The organism is Variovorax sp. 278MFTsu5.1, assembly GCF_048305045.1.
GTDB lineage: Bacteria > Pseudomonadota > Gammaproteobacteria > Burkholderiales > Burkholderiaceae_C > Variovorax > Variovorax guangxiensis.
This window is the reverse complement of the sequence record NZ_CP157622.1, coordinates 2,927,353-2,944,187: the sequence shown is the minus strand read 5'-3', so window position 1 is coordinate 2,944,187 and position 16,835 is coordinate 2,927,353. Positions and strand designations below refer to the sequence as shown.

Below are 16,835 nucleotides of genomic sequence, written 5' to 3'. Positions count from 1 at the left end.
TGTTGTTCTAGAGGGATTCGACCTTGCGCCCGGCAAGCGCGCGCGCGATGCCCGCGTTCATGCGCTGTGCGGCGAAGGCTTCGGTGTCGTCGGCCAGCTTCTTGGTGGCGGCCTCGATGGCCGCGGCTTCGTTGCTGCCTTTGGCGGCTTCGCGCAGCTGCGCCATCGATGCGTCGATGGCCGCGCGCTCTTCGTCGTTCAGCAGGTCGCCATCGGCATCGAGCGCGCTCTGCGTGGCCAGCAGCATGCGATCGGCATCGACGCGCGCCTCGACCAGCGCGCGGGCCTGCATGTCCTGCTGCGCCGTGGAGAAGCTTTCCTGCAGCATGGTCGCGATCTGGTCGTCCGACAGGCCATACGAGGGCTTGACCGCCACGCTGGCCTCGACGCCGCTGCCCTGCTCCTTCGCGCTCACGCTCAGCAGGCCGTCCGCGTCGACCGTGAAGGTCACGCGGATGCGCGCCGCGCCGGCCGCCATTGGCGGAATGCCGCGCAGCGTGAAGCGCGCGAGGCTGCGGCAGTCGGAGACGAGGTCGCGCTCGCCCTGCACCACGTGCAGCGCCAGTGCGGTCTGGCCGTCCTGGTAGGTCGTGAAGTCCTGCGCCATCGCCGTCGGGATGGTCTGGTTGCGCGGCACGATGCGCTCGACGAGCCCACCCATGGTCTCGATGCCGAGCGACAGCGGGATCACGTCGAGCAGCAGCAACTCGCCCGCACCGTTGTTGCCGGCCAGTTGATTGGCCTGGATGGCGGCGCCCAGCGCCACGACTTCGTCGGGATTCAGGTTGACCAGCGGCTCGCGGCCGAAGAAATCGGCCACCGCGCGGCGGACCTGCGGCATGCGCGTGGAGCCCCCCACCAGAACGATGCCCTTGAGCTCTTCGGCCTTGAGTTTCGCATCGCGCAGCGCCTTGCGCACGGCGGCGATGGTACGGTCGGTCAGCGGCCGGGTGGCGGCGTAGAACTGCTCGCGCGTCAGGTCGAGCGAAACGGTCTTGCCTGCGACCTCTGCCTTGAACACGACCGTCGCCGAATCGGTCAGGGCTTCCTTCGCCGCACGGGCGGCCACGAGCAACGCGGCCTTGTCGGCATCGCTGCCGGCCTGCAGGCCAGTCTGCGCGAGCACGAAGTCGGCCAGCGCATGGTCGTAGTCGTCGCCGCCGAGGGCCGAGTCGCCGCCGGTCGCAATGACTTCGAAAACGCCCTGCGTGAGCCGCAGGATCGAGATGTCGAAGGTGCCGCCGCCCAGGTCGTAGACCGCGTAGACGCCTTCGCTCGCGTTGTCGAGGCCGTAGGCGATGGCAGCAGCGGTGGGCTCGCTGATCAGGCGCAGCACGTTGAGGCCGGCGAGTTGCGCGGCGTCCTTGGTCGCCTGGCGCTGGCCTTCGTCGAAATACGCGGGCACGGTGATGACGGCGCCGTAGAGTTCGTCGTCGAAGGTGTCTTCAGCGCGGAAACGCAGCGTGGCAAGGATCTCGGCGCTGATCTCGACCGGCGACTTCTCGCCCGCCAGCGTCTGCACCTTGACCATGCCGCCGTCGCCGCTGCCGATGCGGTACGACATCGATTCGCGGTTCGCGATGTCGGCCAGGCCGCGGCCCATGAGGCGCTTCACCGAAGTGATGGTGTTGGCCGGGTCCTGTGCGCGAGCGGCCAGCGCGTCGAAGCCGATCTGGCGGCGGTCGCCCTCGAGGTAGCGCACGGCCGAAGGCAGCAGCAGGCGGCCCTGGTCGTCGGGCAGGCATTCGGCCACGCCGTTGCGCACCGAGGCCACCAGCGAATGCGTGGTGCCGAGGTCGATGCCCACGGCGATGCGGCGCTGATGCGGGTCGGGCGCCTGGCCGGGTTCGGAAATCTGGAGAAGAGCCATGCCGTTATTGTCCCAACTGATCGAACTTGGCTTCGACGTCCTGCGCGAAGCGCTCAATGAACATGAGGGCTCTCACCTGCCTGGCCGCCGCCGGGTAGTCACCCTTCTCGTCGATGAGCCAGTCGAGCGACGACAGCGCACGGGTGCGGCCGGCCTCGACTTCAGCGTTGAGCTTTTCGAGAGAAGCGATATCGGCGACGTCATCGAGCGCCTCGCGCCACTCCATCTGCTGCATCAGGAAATCGGACGGCATCGCCGTGTTGTTCTCGGTATCGAGCGGCGCGCCGTTCAGCTCGCAGATGTAGCTGGCGCGGCGGATCGGGTCCTTCAGCCGCTGGTAGGCCTCGTTGATGCGCACCGACCACTGCATGGCCACGCGCTGCGCCGCGGCGCCTTGCGCGGCGAAACGGTCCGGGTGGGCCTCGCGCTGCAGTTCCTTCCAGCGCGCGTCGAGCACTGTGCGGTCCTGCGCGAAGGTCGCCGGGACGGCGAACAGTTGAAAGTCGGTGTCGTTCAGGTTCATGGCAAGAAAAAACCGCCAGCACATGACATGTTGGCGGCTGTGGTCGCAGTCAGCGACGGCGCATCAGCTCAGATGCGGAAGCTTTCCCCGCAACCGCAGCGGTCGCGCTCGTTGGGGTTGTTGAACTTGAAGCCCTCGTTCAGGCCCTCGCGCACGAAGTCGAGCTGCGTGCCGTCGATGTAGGCGAGGCTCTTCGGATCGACCAGCACCTTCACGCCGTGGTCTTCGAAGACCACGTCTTCCGGCGCCAGTTCGTCCACGTACTCGAGCTTGTAGGCCAGGCCCGAGCAACCCGTGGTCTTCACGCCCAGCCGCACACCCACCCCCTTGCCCCTCTTGCCGAGGTAGCGGGTGACATGTCGGGCAGCGGCTTCTGTCAGCGTGACGGCCATGTCAGTGGACAGCTTCGGCAGCGGCACCGGTTTCGGTCTTGACGCCGTGCTTGGCCTTGTAGTCGTTCACGGCTGCCTTGATGGCGTCTTCGGCCAGGATGGAGCAGTGGATCTTCACCGGCGGCAGCGCCAGTTCCTCGGCGATCTGCGCGTTCTTGAGCGCGGCCGCTTCGTCGAGCGTCTTGCCCTTGACCCATTCGGTCACGAGCGACGACGAGGCGATGGCCGAGCCGCAGCCGTAGGTCTTGAAGCGAGCGTCTTCGATCACGCCGGTTTCGGGGTTGACCTTGATCTGCAGCTTCATAACGTCGCCGCAAGCCGGTGCGCCGACCATGCCGGTGCCGACGGAGTCGTCGCCCTTTTCGAAGGAGCCGACGTTGCGCGGGTTTTCGTAGTGGTCGATGACCTTGGAAGAATATGCCATGGTGTACCTCTCAAACTTTGTTCAATCGTGGTGCCTGGTGCGGGTCTGACCTGCGTCAGTGGGCCGACCACTGGATCGTGCTGATGTCCACGCCGTCCTGGAACATCTCCCACAGGGGGCTCAGCTCGCGCAGCTTGGCAACGTTGTGCTTGATGGTCGAAATGGCGTAGTCGATCTCTTCTTCGGTCGTGAAGCGGCCGATGGTCATGCGAAGGCTGCTGTGGGCCAGTTCGTCGCTGCGGCCCAGGGCGCGCAGCACGTAGCTGGGCTCCAGGCTGGCCGAGGTGCAGGCCGAACCCGACGACACCGCCAGGCCCTTGATGCCCATGATCAGCGACTCGCCCTCGACGTAGTTGAAGCTCATGTTCAGGTTGTGCGGCACGCGGTGTTCGAGGTCGCCGTTGATGAACACCTGCTCGACATCCTTCAGGCCGTCGAGCAGACGCTTCTGCAGACGGCGCGCGTGTTCGATGTCCTTGTGCATCTCCAGCTTGGCGATGCGGTAGGCCTCGCCCATGCCGACGATCTGGTGCGTGGGCAGCGTGCCCGAACGCATGCCGCGCTCATGGCCGCCACCGTGCATCTGCGCCTCGAGGCGCACGCGCGGCTTGCGGCGCACGTACAGGGCGCCGATGCCCTTGGGGCCGTAAGTCTTGTGCGAGGCCAGGCTCATCAGGTCGATGGGCAGCTTCGTGATGTCGATATCGATCTTGCCGGTGGCCTGGGCCGAATCGACGTGGAAGACGATGCCCTTCTCGCGGCAGATGTTGCCGATGGAGACCACGTCCTGGATCACGCCGATCTCGTTGTTCACGAAGAGCACGCTGACCAGGATGGTGTCGGGGCGGATCGCTGCCTTGAACTTTTCGAGGTCGACGAGGCCGTTTTCCTCGACGTCGAGGTAGGTGACCTCGAAGCCCTGGCGCTCCAGTTCACGCATGGTGTCGAGCACGGCCTTGTGCTCGGTCTTCAGGGTGATGAGGTGCTTGCCCTTGCCCTTGTAGAAATTGGCTGCGCCCTTGAGCGCGAGGTTGATCGACTCCGTGGCGCCCGAGGTCCAGACGATCTCGCGCGGGTCGGCGTTGATCAGTTCGGCCACCTGGCCGCGTGCCTTCTCGACCGCCTCCTCAGCCTCCCAGCCCCATGCGTGGCTGCGCGATGCCGGGTTGCCGAAGTGCTCGCGCAACCAGGGAATCATGGCATCGACCACGCGCGGGTCGACCGGCGTGGTGGCGCCGTAATCGAGATAGATCGGAAAATGAGGAGTTACGTCCATGGCTGGCTCGTGCTGGCGTGGGGGTTGTTCTTTGATCTGGGCTGCTCAGGCCGGCGCCCGAAGGCGCCGCCGGGACTCTGACTCAGCGCTTTCAGGACTTCGCGAATGCGTTCCCGAGCGCGAACACCGAATTCGGCGCGTTCACGCGAATCGGCTTGACCACCGGCTGCGCGGAGATGGCGCGCTTGACGACCGGCTTGTTCTCGATCTGCACGCCCTTGGCGATCTGGTCGTCGACCAGCTTCTGCAGGGTGACGGAGTCGAGGAACTCGACCATGCGCTGGTTCAGAGAGGCCCAGAGCTCGTGAGTCATGCAGCGGCCGGCTTCGCCGAGGCAGTTTTCCTTGCCGCCGCACTGGGTGGCGTCGATGGGCTCATCGACGGAGACGATGATGTCGGCCACGGTGATGTCCGCTGCCTTGCGCCCGAGGCTGTAGCCGCCCCCGGGGCCGCGGGTCGACTCGACCAGCTCGTGGCGGCGCAGCTTGCCGAACAGCTGTTCGAGGTACGACAGCGAGATCTGCTGCCGCTGGCTGATCGCGGCCAGCGTGACCGGACCGGTGTTCTGACGCAACGCCAGATCGATCATGGCTGTGACCGCAAAACGGCCTTTGGTAGTGAGACGCATCGCAAGCTCCTTCAAGTGCTTACCGTTGAAATGACACCTTGGTCCAGGACCGCGGTGACCTCGTCTCCGCCCTGCCCGACCCCTGACGCTGGTGAACCAGCCGGTAGGAGTCGGTCCTTCATCGCGAAGTTCTTCTCTTTGTTGTTGAGTATTTCGCTCAAGTATAACAGAAGCCCCCGAGGTCTGCTCGGGTAAACCCCAGCGCGGGTTTGCGGGGAGATGCGAACGTCCGGCTTACTGCGCCAGACCTGCGATGTTGTCGCCGCCCGAGGCCCCGAACGCCTGTTCCCGCAGCAGCGCCAGCTGGTCGCGAACCCTGGCTGCCTTCTCGAATTCGAGGTTGCGTGCGTGCTCCAGCATCTGCTTCTCGAGCCGCTTGATTTCGCGGGCGATGTCCTTCTCGCTCATGTCCTCGACCTTGGCGCGCTCCAGGTCGAGCTTGGCCGCTTCCTTGCCGCTCTTTTCGCTGTAGACGCCGTCGATCAGGTCGCGCACCTGCTTGACGATGCTGCGCGGCGTGATGCCGTTGGCCTCGTTGTAGGCGATCTGCCGGGCGCGGCGGCGCTCGGTTTCGCCGATGGCCTTCTTCATCGAGTCGGTCATCCTGTCGGCGTACAGGATGGCCTTGCCGTTCAGGTTCCGCGCGGCGCGGCCGATGGTCTGGATCAGCGAGCGCTCCGCGCGCAGGAAGCCTTCCTTGTCGGCGTCGAGGATCGCCACCAGCGACACCTCCGGAATGTCCAGCCCCTCGCGCAGCAGGTTGATGCCCACCAGCACGTCGAAAGTGCCCAGGCGCAGGTCGCGCAGGATCTCCACCCGCTCCACCGTGTCGACGTCGCTGTGCAGGTAGCGCACCTTCACGCCGTTGTCGCCCAGGTAGTCGGTCAGCTGCTCGGCCATGCGCTTGGTCAGCGTGGTGATCAGCACGCGCTCGTTCTTCTCGACGCGGGTGCGGATTTCGCCCAGCACATCGTCCACCTGGTGCGTGGCGGGGCGCACTTCGACCTCGGGGTCGATCAGCCCGGTGGGCCGCACCAGCTGCTCGACGACGTTGCCGGCATGGTCCTTCTCGTACTGCGCCGGGGTGGCCGAGACGAAGATGCACTGGCGCACCCGGGCCTCGAACTCCTCCAGCTTGAGCGGCCGGTTGTCCAGCGCGCTCGGCAGGCGAAATCCGTACTCGACGAGCGTGACCTTGCGCGCCCTGTCGCCGTTGTACATGCCGCCGAGCTGGCCGACCATCTGGTGGCTCTCGTCGAGGAACATCAGCGCGTCCTTCGGCAGGTAATCGGTCAGCGTGGGCGGCGGATCGCCGGGGGCGGCGCCCGAGAGGTGGCGCGTGTAGTTCTCGATGCCCTTGCAGTGGCCGATTTCCGAAAGCATCTCGAGGTCGAAGCGCGTGCGCTGCTCCAGCCGCTGCGCCTCCACCAGCTTGCCGGCGCCCACCAGTTCCTTGAGCCGGTCGGCCAGCTCGAGCTTGATGGTTTCCACCGCCGCCAGCACCTTGTCGCGCGGCGTGACGTAGTGGCTCGACGGGTACACCGTGAAGCGCGGCACCTTCTGCCGGACGCGCCCGGTCAGCGGGTCGAAGAGCTGCAGCGACTCGATCTCGTCGTCGAACAGCTCGAAGCGGATCGCCAGCTCGCTGTGCTCAGCCGGGAACACGTCGATGGTGTCGCCGCGCACCCGGAACGTGCCGCGGGCGAAGTCCTGCTCGTTGCGCGTGTACTGCATGCGGATCAGCTGCGAGATCAGGTCGCGCTGGCCGACCCTGTCGCCGACGCGGGCAATCAGCCGCATCTCCATGTAGTCCTCGGGCGTGCCGATGCCGTAGATGGCGCTCACCGTGGCCACGATGACCGTGTCGCGCCGCTCCAGCACGCTCTTGGTGGCCGACAGGCGCATCTGCTCGATGTGCTCGTTGATCGACGAGTCCTTCTCGATGAACAGGTCGCGCTGGGGCACGTAGGCCTCTGGCTGGTAGTAGTCGTAGTAACTGACGAAGTATTCGACGGCGTTCTTGGGGAAGAACTCGCGGAACTCGCTGTAGAGCTGCGCCGCCAGCGTCTTGTTGGGGGCGAACACGATGGCCGGGCGGCCCAGGCGGGCGATCACGTTGGCCATGGTGAAGGTCTTGCCCGAGCCGGTGACGCCCAGCAGGGTCTGGAACGACTCGCCGTCCTTCACGCCTTCCACCAGCCCCTCGATGGCCGTGGGCTGGTCGCCAGCCGGCGGATAGGGCTGGTAGAGCTCGAAGGGGGAGCCCGGGAACTTGACGAACTCGCCCTGCTTCGCCGGCCCGATCGGGTCGAGTTTCTTCAGGTCTGCTATGGCTTCGTTGTTGTCTGGCATGGCTGTTCCCGACAGGTGGCGCTCGCGCCGGTAAAATTCAAGGCAACCGGAAAGCATAAAGCCACATCCGGTTGCAGCGCAGCTTTCATCCCAAAGGACCTTTCCATGTCTATGTTCACCGCGGTCGAAATGGCACCGCGCGACCCGATCCTCGGCCTCAACGAACAATTCGCAGCCGACACCAACCCCAACAAGGTCAATCTCGGCGTCGGCGTCTATTACGACGACAACGGCAAGCTGCCCCTGCTGCAGTGCGTGCAGGCGGCCGAGCAGAACATGATGAAGGCGCCCACCGCGCGCGGCTACCTCCCCATCGACGGCATCGCCGCCTACGACAACGCCGTCAAGGCGCTGGTCTTCGGTGCCGACAGCGAACCCGTCACCTCCGGCCGCGTGGCCACCATCCAGGCCATCGGCGGCACTGGCGGCCTGAAGGTCGGCGCCGACTTCCTGAAGAAGCTCAACCCCAACGCCAAGGTGCTGATCAGCGACCCGAGCTGGGAAAACCACCGCGCGCTCTTCACCAACGCCGGCTTCGAAGTCGAGAGCTACCCCTACTATGACGCCGCAAAGCGCGGCATCAACTTCGACGGCATGCTGGCCGCCCTCAACGCAGCCCCCGCCGGCACCATCGTCGTGCTGCACGCCTGCTGCCACAACCCGACCGGCTACGACATCACCCCGGCCCAGTGGGACCAGGTGGTCGCCGCCGTCAAGGCCAAGGGCCTGGTGCCCTTCCTCGACATGGCCTACCAGGGCTTCGGCTACGGCCTGAAGGAAGACGGCGCCGCCGTCGCCAAGTTCGTCGAAGCCGGCCTGACCTTCTTCGTCTCGACCTCCTTCTCCAAGAGCTTCAGCCTGTACGGCGAGCGCGTAGGCGCCCTGTCGGTGCTGTGCGAGAACAAGGAAGAAGCCGGCCGCGTGCTGTCGCAGCTCAAGATCGCCATCCGCACCAACTACAGCAACCCGCCCACGCACGGCGGCGCCGTGGTGGCCGCGGTGCTCGGCAACCCCGAGCTGCGCGCCCTGTGGGAGAAAGAACTGGGCGAGATGCGCGTGCGCATCAAGGCCATGCGCCAGGCGCTGGTCGACGGCCTGAAGGCCGCCGGCGTGACGGAAGACATGAGCTTCATCACCACCCAGATCGGCATGTTCAGCTACTCGGGCCTCACCAAGGACCAGATGGTCCGCCTGCGCAACGAGTTCGGCGTGTACGGCACCGACACCGGCCGCATGTGCGTGGCCGCGCTCAACAGCAAGAACATCGGGCACGTCTGCGCTTCGATCGCCAAAGTCATCTAGGTGACAGCAATGTGTGAGGGAATCCGCCCGGGGCGACGATTCCTTCACACTCCCTCCGAGAAGAGCCCCGGCGGCGGGTGAATGTAGGGGTTAGGCCTCCTGCAATGCAGCGGATGCGCTGATATATTGCGCCGCAACATTCCACTCCAAGACTCCGATGCTCTATCAACTCTACGAAGCCCAGCGTTCCCTGATGGAGCCCTTCGCGGACTTCGCACAGGCGGCCTCCAAGCTCTACAGCCCCGGTGCCGTGTGGGGCCAGCTTCCGATCTCCCAGCGCATGGCCGCGAGCTACGACCTGCTCTACCGGCTGGGCAAGGACTACGAGAAGCCCGAGTTCAACATCAAGTCCGTCAAGGTCGACGGCGCGGAGGTCGTGATCCAGGAAGCCGTCGAGCTCGACAAGCCCTTCTGCGAGCTGCGCCGCTTCAAGCGTTTCACCGACGAGCCGCACATCCTCAAGACGCTCAAGAGCCAGCCCGTGGTGCTGATCGTGGCTCCCCTGTCGGGCCACTACGCCACGCTGCTGCGCGATACGGTGCGCACCATGCTGCAGGACCACAAGGTCTACATCACCGACTGGAAGAACGCGCGCATGGTGCCGCTGGCCGAGGGCGAGTTCCACCTCGACGACTACATCAACTACGTGCAGGAATTCATCCGCCGGCTGCAGGCCGAGTACGGCAACTGCCACGTGGTGAGCGTGTGCCAGCCGACGGTGCCGGTGCTCGCTGCCGTGTCGCTCATGGCCAGCCGCGGCGAACCGCTGCCGCTCACCATGACCATGATGGGCGGCCCCATCGACGCTCGCAAGTCGCCCACGGCGGTGAACAACCTCGCGATGAACAAGAGCTTCGAGTGGTTCGAGAACAACGTGATCTATCGCGTGCCACAGGGCTTCCCCGGCGCGGGCCGCAAGGTCTACCCCGGCTTCCTGCAGCACACCGGCTTCGTGGCGATGAACCCCGACCGCCACGCCAGCAGCCACTATGACTACTTCAAGGACCTCATCAAGGGCGACGACGCCAGCGCCGAGGCCCACCGCAAGTTCTACGACGAGTACAACGCCGTGCTCGACATGGACGCCGATTACTACCTCGAGACCATCCGCACGGTGTTCCAGGAGTTCGACCTGGTCAACGGCACCTGGGACGTCCGCAACCCCAAGGGCCAGGTGGAGCGCGTGCGGCCGCAGGACATCCACGCCACCGCCTTGCTGACGGTCGAAGGCGAGCTCGACGACATCTCCGGCTCGGGCCAGACCGAGGCCGCGCACAGCCTGTGCACCGGCATCGCCGACGACAAGCGCGAGCACTACGAGGTCAAGGGCGCCGGCCACTACGGCATCTTCAGCGGCCGCCGCTGGCGCGAACTGGTCTATCCGAAGGTGCTGAAGTTCATCGCGGCCAACGACCAGCCGCAAAGCCGTGCCAGCAGCCGTGGCGGCCTGGGTGCCGAAGACACCGTCAAACCCGGCCGCAGGATCCCCGCCTCCGTGGCCGCCAAGAAGGCGCCGGTGAAGAAGGCCGCGACCGTGGCGGCGAAGAAGCGCACCGCCCGCTGAAACGGCAGCGCATCGACAACGCAAAGTGAACGGGCTCGCCGCACGCATCAACGACGCACTGCCTCAGACGCAGTGCACACGTTGCGGCTACCCGGATTGCGCAGGCTACGCGCAGGCCGTGGCCGACGGCGAGGCAGGCATCAACCAGTGCCCGCCCGGCGGCGCGGAAGGCATAGAGCGGCTCTCCCGCATCACCGGCCGCCCCGCCCTGCCCCTCGATCCCCGGTTCGGCACCGAAGGCCCGCGCGCCATGGCCGTCATCGACGAGGCCTGGTGCATCGGCTGCACGCTGTGCCTCGACGCCTGCCCCACCGACGCCATCGTCGGCATCAACAAACGCATGCATACGGTGATCGAAGCCCACTGCACGGGCTGCGAGCTGTGCATTCCGGTCTGTCCTGTCGACTGCATCTCGCTCGAAGTGGAAACGCCGGGCCTCAGCGGCTGGCAGGCCTGGTCGGCCGAGCAGGCCCGCAGCGCGCGCAGCCGCTACGAGGTGCACGGCAGGCACCGCAACACCGACGCCCGGCTGGCCGAAACCGCCCCCGAGCCCGAAAATGCGCCGCAAGACGCCGACGCCCGCAAGCGCTCCGTCGTCGAAGCCGCCCTGGCGCGCGCCCGCGCCGCCTCCCAACAACGACGACCACCGGCTGCCAAACCATGACGCTCGACACCCTGCTCATCTACGTGATCGCTTCGCTCGCGCTGGCCCTGATTCCGGGGCCGACGATGCTGCTCGCACTGTCCAACGGCATCGAAGGCGGCATGCGCCGCGCGAGCTGGGGCATTGCCGGGGCATCGCTTGGCAGCATCACGCTGATCGCGGTCGTGGCGCTCGGACTGGGTTCGCTGCTGGCGGCTTCCGAATGGCTCTTCAATGCCATCCGCGTGGCTGGTGTCGCCTACCTCGTGTGGCTGGGCATCAAGCTCTGGCGCAGCGAGGCGACCGACCTGCGCACCGCGCTGGCTAAGTCGCCGCTCGAGATGCGGCCGCAGGGGCGCATCGCCCTCGTGCGCAGCCTCGCAGTGGCGCTGTCGAACCCGAAAACGGTGCTGTTCTTCGCGGCCTTCCTGCCGCAGTTCGTCGACATCACGAAGCCGCAGGGCCCGCAATACCTGCTGCTCGGCGCCGTGTTCGTCGTGCTCGACACCTGCGTGATGCTGGCGTACGCGGGCGCCGGCACGCAGGCCGTGCGCTTCCTCTCGCAGCGGGGCATCAGGCTGATGAACCGCGGCTGCGCAGCCGGCATGTGGCTGCTCGCAGCTACTTTGGCTGTGTGGCGCCGCCCCGGCGCATAGCAAGCCTCTCCCCCAGGCTTCGCGCACTTCGTGTCGCTGCGTGCCCCCCTTCCGGGGGCAACACCTGCGGCCCGGCGGAGCCGGTTCCGCGGTGTTCCTGACCAGCCCGGTTCAACCTCTTCGCTTGAAGAGCATCAGCAGCACGCCGGCCAGCACCACGGCCACGGCGTACCACTCGAAGCGCGTCACGGCCTCGTTGGCGATCCACACGCCCAGCAGCATCGCGATCACCGGGTTGACGAAGGTGTAGCTCGCGGCGAGCGCGGCCGGAGCCCTGGCCAGCAGCACCATGTAGGCGTTGAAGGCGATCAGCGAGCCGAACACCACGAGGTAGACCCAGGCGGCGAGCGCTTCGGGCTGAGGCGGCCAGCTCATGGTTTCGCCGGACACGGCCGCCAGCCCCATCAGCACCACGCCGCCGCAGAGCATCTCGCTCGCGAAGCCCATCGCGCCGGGCGCAAGCGGCAGGCTGCGCTGGCTCAGCACGCTACCCAGCGACCAGCAGGCGGTGGCGATGCAGATCGCCACCAGCCCCTCGGGAGACGAGCGAAAGCCGCTGCCCTGCGTGAGCATCAGCACGCCGACGAGGCCGAGCGCGATGCCCGCCGCCTCCAGCTTCGACGGCTTCACGCCCCAGATCAGGTTGAGCAGCGCGATCAGCAGCGGGATCACCGCGATGAACGCCACCACCAGACCGGAGCCGATCGACACCTCCGCGTAGGCCGTGCCGCCCATGCCGCCGCCCAGCATCAGCGCGCCGACGATCAGCGCATTGCGCCACTGCACGAGCGAGGGCCACGGCGCCCCGCGCCAGCGCATCCAGGCCGCCAGCAGCGCGCCCGCGACCAGGAAGCGCGAGCCCATCTGCAGGAAAGGCGGAAAGCTGATCAGCGCGTACTTGATCGCGAGATAGGTGGAGCCCCACACCACCCATGTGGCGGCGAGGCAAAGCCACAGCAGCGGCGGCAGCCCGTGACGGGCGGTGCCGGATGCCGCTTGGGCGGGAGAAGCGAGGGTCGGCATGTCGATGGCGTCTCTTGTTGGTATCGAGTGCCGGTCATGGTATGAAAGCCATCCTCCCGCAGCCATGCAGTTTTCATGGTTCTGCCGCCGCTTCACCGTCGATTTGAAGGACTTGCATGGACTTTTCCTTGAACCCCGCCCTGGACGCCCACGACACCCGCATCCTCGCCGAGCTGCAGGCCGACGCACGCCTGACCATGGCCGAACTGGGCCGCCGCGTGCACCTGAGCCAGCCGGCCGTGACCGAGCGCGTGAAGAAGCTGGAGGCGGCCGGCGTCATCAGCGGCTACCGCGCCACCGTCAACCTCGGCAAGCTGGGCTACGGTATCCGCGCCATCATTCGCGTCGGCCGTGCCGATTACGACCTCGTCGTCAAGCTGGTGCAGGAGACGCCCGAGTGCGTCAATGCCTACAACGTGACCGGCGAGGACAGCTGGATCTTGGAGATCGCGGTGATCGACGTGAGCCACCTCGACGCGGTGGTCACCAAGTTCTGCATCCTCACCGAGACGGCGACCTCGATCATCCTGAACCCGGCGCGCGAGCACCAGCCGATGCTGCCGCCGCGCAGTTCGGACGTGAAGCCGCCCATCAAGAAGATCGTCAACGCGTAGCGGCCAGCGCTCCGAAGGCGGCCACCACCTCGGGCGGCGCCTGCACCATCTCGATGAGCACGCCCTCGCCAGCGACCGGGAACTCGTCGTTCGCCTTCGGGTGGAGGAAGCAGATGTCGAAGCCAGCCGCGCCCTTGCGGATGCCGCCCGGCGCGAAGCGCACGCCCTGCGCGGTGAGCCACTCGACGGCCTTGGGCAGGTCGTCGATCCACAGGCCGACGTGGTTCAGGGGCGTGGTGTGAACGGCCGGCTTCTTCTCGGGGTCCAGCGGCTGCATCAGGTCGACCTCGATCTTGAAGGGCCCCACGCCCATCGCGCAGATGTCTTCGTCGACGTTCTCGCGCTCGCTCCTGAAGGTGCCGGTGACTTCGAGCCCCAGCATGTCGACCCACAGCTTCTGCAGCCGCAGCTTGTCGGGCCCGCCGATGGCGATCTGCTGGATGCCCAGCACCTTGAAGGGGCGCTCGGTAGCGGCGGTCATGCTGCGCACCCTTCTTCTGCCTGCTCCTGCACCTGGCGCGAATTCAGGCCGAGCTTGCGCAGCAGCACCGTGTCGGCCTCGACGTCGGGGTTGCCGGTGACCAGCAGCTTGTCGCCATAGAAGATCGAGTTCGCGCCCGCCATGAAGCACAGCGCCTGCACCGCGTCGCCCATCTGCTGGCGGCCGGCCGACAGCCGCACGCGCGCGGTCGGCATGGTGATGCGGGCCACCGCGATCATGCGCACGAAGTCGAAGGGATCGACCGGCTCCGAGTCGGCCAGCGGCGTGCCGGGCACGCGCACCAGGCTGTTGATGGGCACCGATTCCGGATACGGATTCAGGTTGGCCAGCTGCGCGATCAGGCCCGCGCGGTGCACCGGCTGCTCGCCCATGCCGACGATGCCGCCGCAGCACACGCTGATGCCGGCGCTGCGCACGTTGGCCAGCGTGTCGAGCCGATCTTGATAAGTGCGGGTGTCGACCACGTCGGTGTAGTACTCGGGCGCGGTGTCGAGGTTGTGGTTGTAGTAGTCGAGGCCGGCGGCCTTCAGCTGGTGCGCGTGATGCGGCTCCAGCATGCCGAGCGTGGCGCAGGTCTGCATGCCCAGCCCCTTCACGGCTTCGACCAGCACCGCCACCTTCTCGACGTCGCGGTCCTTGGGCGCGCGCCATGCAGCGCCCATGCAGAAGCGCGTGGCACCGGCGTCCTTGGCGGCCTGCGCGGCGCGGACCACCTCTTCGACCTCCATGAGCTTCTGCGCCTTCACGCCGGTGTCGAACTCGGCCGACTGCGGGCAGTAGCCGCAGTTCTCGGGGCAGCCGCCGGTCTTCACCGACAGCAGCGTGGCCAGCTCGATGTCGCCTTCGGGGAAATGCTGGCGGTGCACGGTCTGCGCCTCGAACAGCAGGTCCATCAGCGGCTTGTCGAGCAGCGCCTGGATCGCCTCGACGGACCACGGGCCCTGCGGCGTCGCGATCTTGGCCGGGCGATGCAGCGTGACTGCCTGTTGAAAGTCGTTGGCCCCCATCAGTTGAACTCCAGAATGATCTGATCGACGGCGAGCGACTCGCCCTTGTTCGCCGAAATCTTGCCCACCACGCCGTCCTGCGCGGCGAACAGCACGTTTTCCATCTTCATCGCCTCGATGACGGCCAGCTTCTCGCCGGCGCGCACCTGCTGCCCCGGCTGCACCGACACCTCCACCAGCAGCCCCGGCATCGGCGACATCAGGAACTTGCTGAGGTCCGGCGGCGCCTTGTAGGGCATGAGTTCGAGCAGCCGCGCGCCCAGCGGCGACAGCACCATCGCCTCGATCTGCGTGCCGTCGTGCGACACACGAAGCGCCAGCGGGTTCTTGCCCGCGCCACGCTCCACCTGCGCGGTGAAAGGCCTGTCGTTGACGATGCCCTGCACCCGGATCGAACCCAGCGCGAGGCTGCTGTCGATCTTGTAGGTCTTGCCGTTCACGGTCACCGAGCTCGCGCCGGTCTTGCCGTGGAAGTCGGAGACGGACACCGGGTGGTGCACATGCTTGCCCTCGTGTCCCAGCTCGACCACGACGAACTGCTCGCCCACCTTCACGCCATGCCCTTCGAGCTGCCCGCTGATGCCGGAAGCCCTTGCACGGTAGCGGCGATGCACGTACGCCGCCAGCGCGACCAGGAACGAGGGATCGGCGTGCGGCACGTCTTCCGCGTGGAAGCCCTTGCCATAGTGCTCGGCGATGAAGCCGGTGTTGAAGTCGCCCGCCACGAACTTCGGATGCGCCAGCAGCGCCGCCTGGAACGGGATGTTGCTGCTGATGCCGCGGATAACGAAGCCGTTGAGCGCCTCGCGCATGCGGGCGATCGCGTGCTGGCGATCCTTTCCGTGCACGATGAGCTTGGCGATCATCGAGTCGTAGTACATCGGGATCTCGCCGCCCTCGTACACGCCGGTGTCCACGCGCACGCCGTTCAGGCGCTGCGTGTCGCTCGCGAACATGGTCTCGCCCGGCGGCTGGAACTTCACCAGCCGGCCGGTGGAAGGCAGGAAGTTGCGGAACGGGTCTTCGGCGTTGATGCGGCACTCGATGGCCCAGCCCTCGCGCTTCACCTGCTCCTGCGTGAGCGGCAGCTTCTCGCCGGCGGCCACGCGGATCATCAGCTCGACCAGGTCGAGGCCGGTGATGCACTCCGTCACCGGGTGCTCCACCTGCAGGCGGGTGTTCATTTCGAGGAAGTAAAAGCTCTGGTCCTTGCCGACCACGAACTCCACCGTGCCCGCGCTCTGGTACTTCACCGCCTTGGCCAGCGCCACGGCCTGCTCGCCCATCGCCTTGCGCGTGGCGTCGGAGATGAAGGGCGACGGCGCCTCCTCGATCACCTTCTGGTGGCGGCGCTGGATGGAGCACTCGCGCTCGTTCAGGTAGATGACGTTGCCGTGCGAGTCGCCCAGCACCTGGATCTCGATGTGGCGCGGCTCCTCTACGAACTTCTCGATGAACACGCGGTCGTCGCCGAAGCTGTTGCGCGCCTCGTTGCGGCAGGAGGTGAAGCCCTCGAAGGCCTCCTTGTCGTTGAAGGCCACGCGCAGGCCCTTGCCCCCGCCGCCGGCCGAGGCCTTGATCATCACCGGATAGCCGATGTCCTTGGCGATCTCGACCGCGCGCTCCGCCGTCTCGATGGCGTCGTTCCAGCCCGGAATGGTGTTGACCTTGGCTTCGTTCGCGAGCTTCTTCGAAGCGATCTTGTCGCCCATCGCCGCGATCGAATAGTGCTTGGGCCCGATGAAGGCGATGCCCCCTTCCTCGACCTGCCGGGCGAAGGCCTCGTTCTCCGACAGGAAGCCATAGCCCGGGTGCACGGCCTCGGCGCCGGTCTTCTTGCAGGCCGCGATGATTCGGTCGGCCTGCAGGTAGCTCTCGCGGCTGGGCGCGGCGCCGATGTGCACGGCCTCGTCGGCCAGCTCGACGTGGCGGGCTTCCTTGTCGGCGTCGGAATAGACGGCGACGGTAAGGATGCCCATCTTCTTGGCCGTTTGAATGACGCGGCAGGCGATCTCGCCACGGTTTGCGATCAGGATCTTCTTGAACATGTTCTTCTTCT

16 protein-coding genes are annotated in these 16,835 nt (G+C 66.5%); 5 read left to right on the top strand and 11 right to left on the bottom strand.

The features are described from left to right. Window positions 1-7 precede the first annotated feature (7 nt). From hscA to uvrB, 7 genes are all read right to left on the bottom strand, one after another. Window positions 8-1,870 (bottom strand): Fe-S protein assembly chaperone HscA, encoded by a 1,863-nt coding sequence (hscA, locus tag ABL844_RS13650; RefSeq protein ID WP_418131627.1) that lies wholly within the window; start codon window positions 1,868-1,870, stop codon window positions 8-10. A 4-nt stretch (window positions 1,871-1,874) separates the two neighbouring features. Beyond that, entirely contained in the window at window positions 1,875-2,393 is a 519-nt protein-coding gene (hscB, locus tag ABL844_RS13645) for a Fe-S protein assembly co-chaperone HscB (protein WP_418131626.1), read from the bottom strand. A 68-nt stretch (window positions 2,394-2,461) separates the two neighbouring features. Next, on the bottom strand, window positions 2,462-2,785 hold the full coding sequence (iscA, locus tag ABL844_RS13640) for an iron-sulfur cluster assembly protein IscA (protein WP_026346233.1): 324 nt from the start codon (window positions 2,783-2,785) through the stop codon (window positions 2,462-2,464). 1 nt (window position 2,786) lies between these two features. Beyond that, window positions 2,787-3,209, bottom strand: a complete 423-nt coding sequence (gene iscU / locus ABL844_RS13635; protein ID WP_126018730.1) for a Fe-S cluster assembly scaffold IscU — start codon at window positions 3,207-3,209, stop codon at window positions 2,787-2,789. A 55-nt stretch (window positions 3,210-3,264) separates the two neighbouring features. Next, window positions 3,265-4,485, bottom strand: coding sequence for an IscS subfamily cysteine desulfurase (locus tag ABL844_RS13630; protein WP_184638635.1), 1,221 nt, complete (start codon window positions 4,483-4,485; stop codon window positions 3,265-3,267). 91 nt (window positions 4,486-4,576) lie between these two features. Beyond that, window positions 4,577-5,113 (bottom strand): Fe-S cluster assembly transcriptional regulator IscR, encoded by a 537-nt coding sequence (gene iscR / locus ABL844_RS13625; protein WP_007828186.1) that lies wholly within the window; start codon window positions 5,111-5,113, stop codon window positions 4,577-4,579. A gap of 234 nt (window positions 5,114-5,347) precedes the next feature. Next, window positions 5,348-7,465 carry an excinuclease ABC subunit UvrB gene (gene uvrB, locus ABL844_RS13620; protein ID WP_418131625.1) on the bottom strand — a complete coding sequence of 706 codons (2,118 nt, stop codon included), beginning with the start codon at window positions 7,463-7,465 and terminating at the stop codon, window positions 5,348-5,350. 105 nt (window positions 7,466-7,570) lie between these two features. Here uvrB and ABL844_RS13615 point away from each other — a divergent pair, with 105 nt between their 5' ends. The 4 genes from ABL844_RS13615 to ABL844_RS13600 all read left to right on the top strand — a co-directional run bounded on the left by ABL844_RS13615 (window position 7,571) and on the right by ABL844_RS13600 (window position 11,630). After that, on the top strand, window positions 7,571-8,767 hold the full coding sequence (locus ABL844_RS13615; protein ID WP_418131624.1) for an amino acid aminotransferase: 1,197 nt from the start codon (window positions 7,571-7,573) through the stop codon (window positions 8,765-8,767). Between the two features lie 157 nt (window positions 8,768-8,924). Beyond that, complete coding sequence (locus ABL844_RS13610) at window positions 8,925-10,331, top strand: polyhydroxyalkanoate depolymerase (protein ID WP_184638637.1); 1,407 nt, start codon at window positions 8,925-8,927, stop codon at window positions 10,329-10,331. Between the two features lie 25 nt (window positions 10,332-10,356). Next, entirely contained in the window at window positions 10,357-10,995 is a 639-nt protein-coding gene (locus ABL844_RS13605) for an RnfABCDGE type electron transport complex subunit B (RefSeq protein WP_418131623.1), read from the top strand. Further along, on the top strand, window positions 10,992-11,630 hold the full coding sequence (locus ABL844_RS13600; protein ID WP_369658488.1) for a LysE family translocator: 639 nt from the start codon (window positions 10,992-10,994) through the stop codon (window positions 11,628-11,630). The genes ABL844_RS13605 and ABL844_RS13600 overlap by 4 nt, the downstream gene beginning before the upstream one ends. 111 nt (window positions 11,631-11,741) lie before the next feature. Here the strand turns inward: ABL844_RS13600 and yedA are convergent, their stop codons facing one another. Beyond that, entirely contained in the window at window positions 11,742-12,653 is a 912-nt protein-coding gene (gene yedA, locus ABL844_RS13595; RefSeq protein ID WP_418131622.1) for a drug/metabolite exporter YedA, read from the bottom strand. Window positions 12,654-12,769: 116 nt separating this feature from the next. On the opposite strand from yedA, the gene ABL844_RS13590 reads away from it, so the two are divergent. Continuing rightward, window positions 12,770-13,267 carry an Lrp/AsnC family transcriptional regulator gene (locus ABL844_RS13590; protein WP_126018711.1) on the top strand — a complete coding sequence of 166 codons (498 nt, stop codon included), beginning with the start codon at window positions 12,770-12,772 and terminating at the stop codon, window positions 13,265-13,267. Here ABL844_RS13590 and ABL844_RS13585 read toward each other — a convergent pair. From ABL844_RS13585 to accC, 3 genes are read right to left on the bottom strand one after another with little or no spacing between them, the layout of a single operon-like run. After that, entirely contained in the window at window positions 13,257-13,748 is a 492-nt protein-coding gene (locus tag ABL844_RS13585; protein ID WP_418131621.1) for a VOC family protein, read from the bottom strand. The two genes, ABL844_RS13590 and ABL844_RS13585, sit on opposite strands and share 11 nt — an antisense overlap. Next, window positions 13,745-14,776, bottom strand: coding sequence for a biotin synthase BioB (gene bioB / locus ABL844_RS13580; RefSeq protein WP_418131620.1), 1,032 nt, complete (start codon window positions 14,774-14,776; stop codon window positions 13,745-13,747). The genes ABL844_RS13585 and bioB overlap by 4 nt, the downstream gene beginning before the upstream one ends. Beyond that, the gene (accC, locus tag ABL844_RS13575) at window positions 14,776-16,824 is read right to left on the bottom strand and encodes an acetyl-CoA carboxylase biotin carboxylase subunit (protein ID WP_418131619.1); all 2,049 of its coding nucleotides are present in this window, start codon (window positions 16,822-16,824) and stop codon (window positions 14,776-14,778) included. Before accC ends, bioB begins: the two co-directional genes overlap by 1 nt. Window positions 16,825-16,835 lie beyond the last annotated feature (11 nt).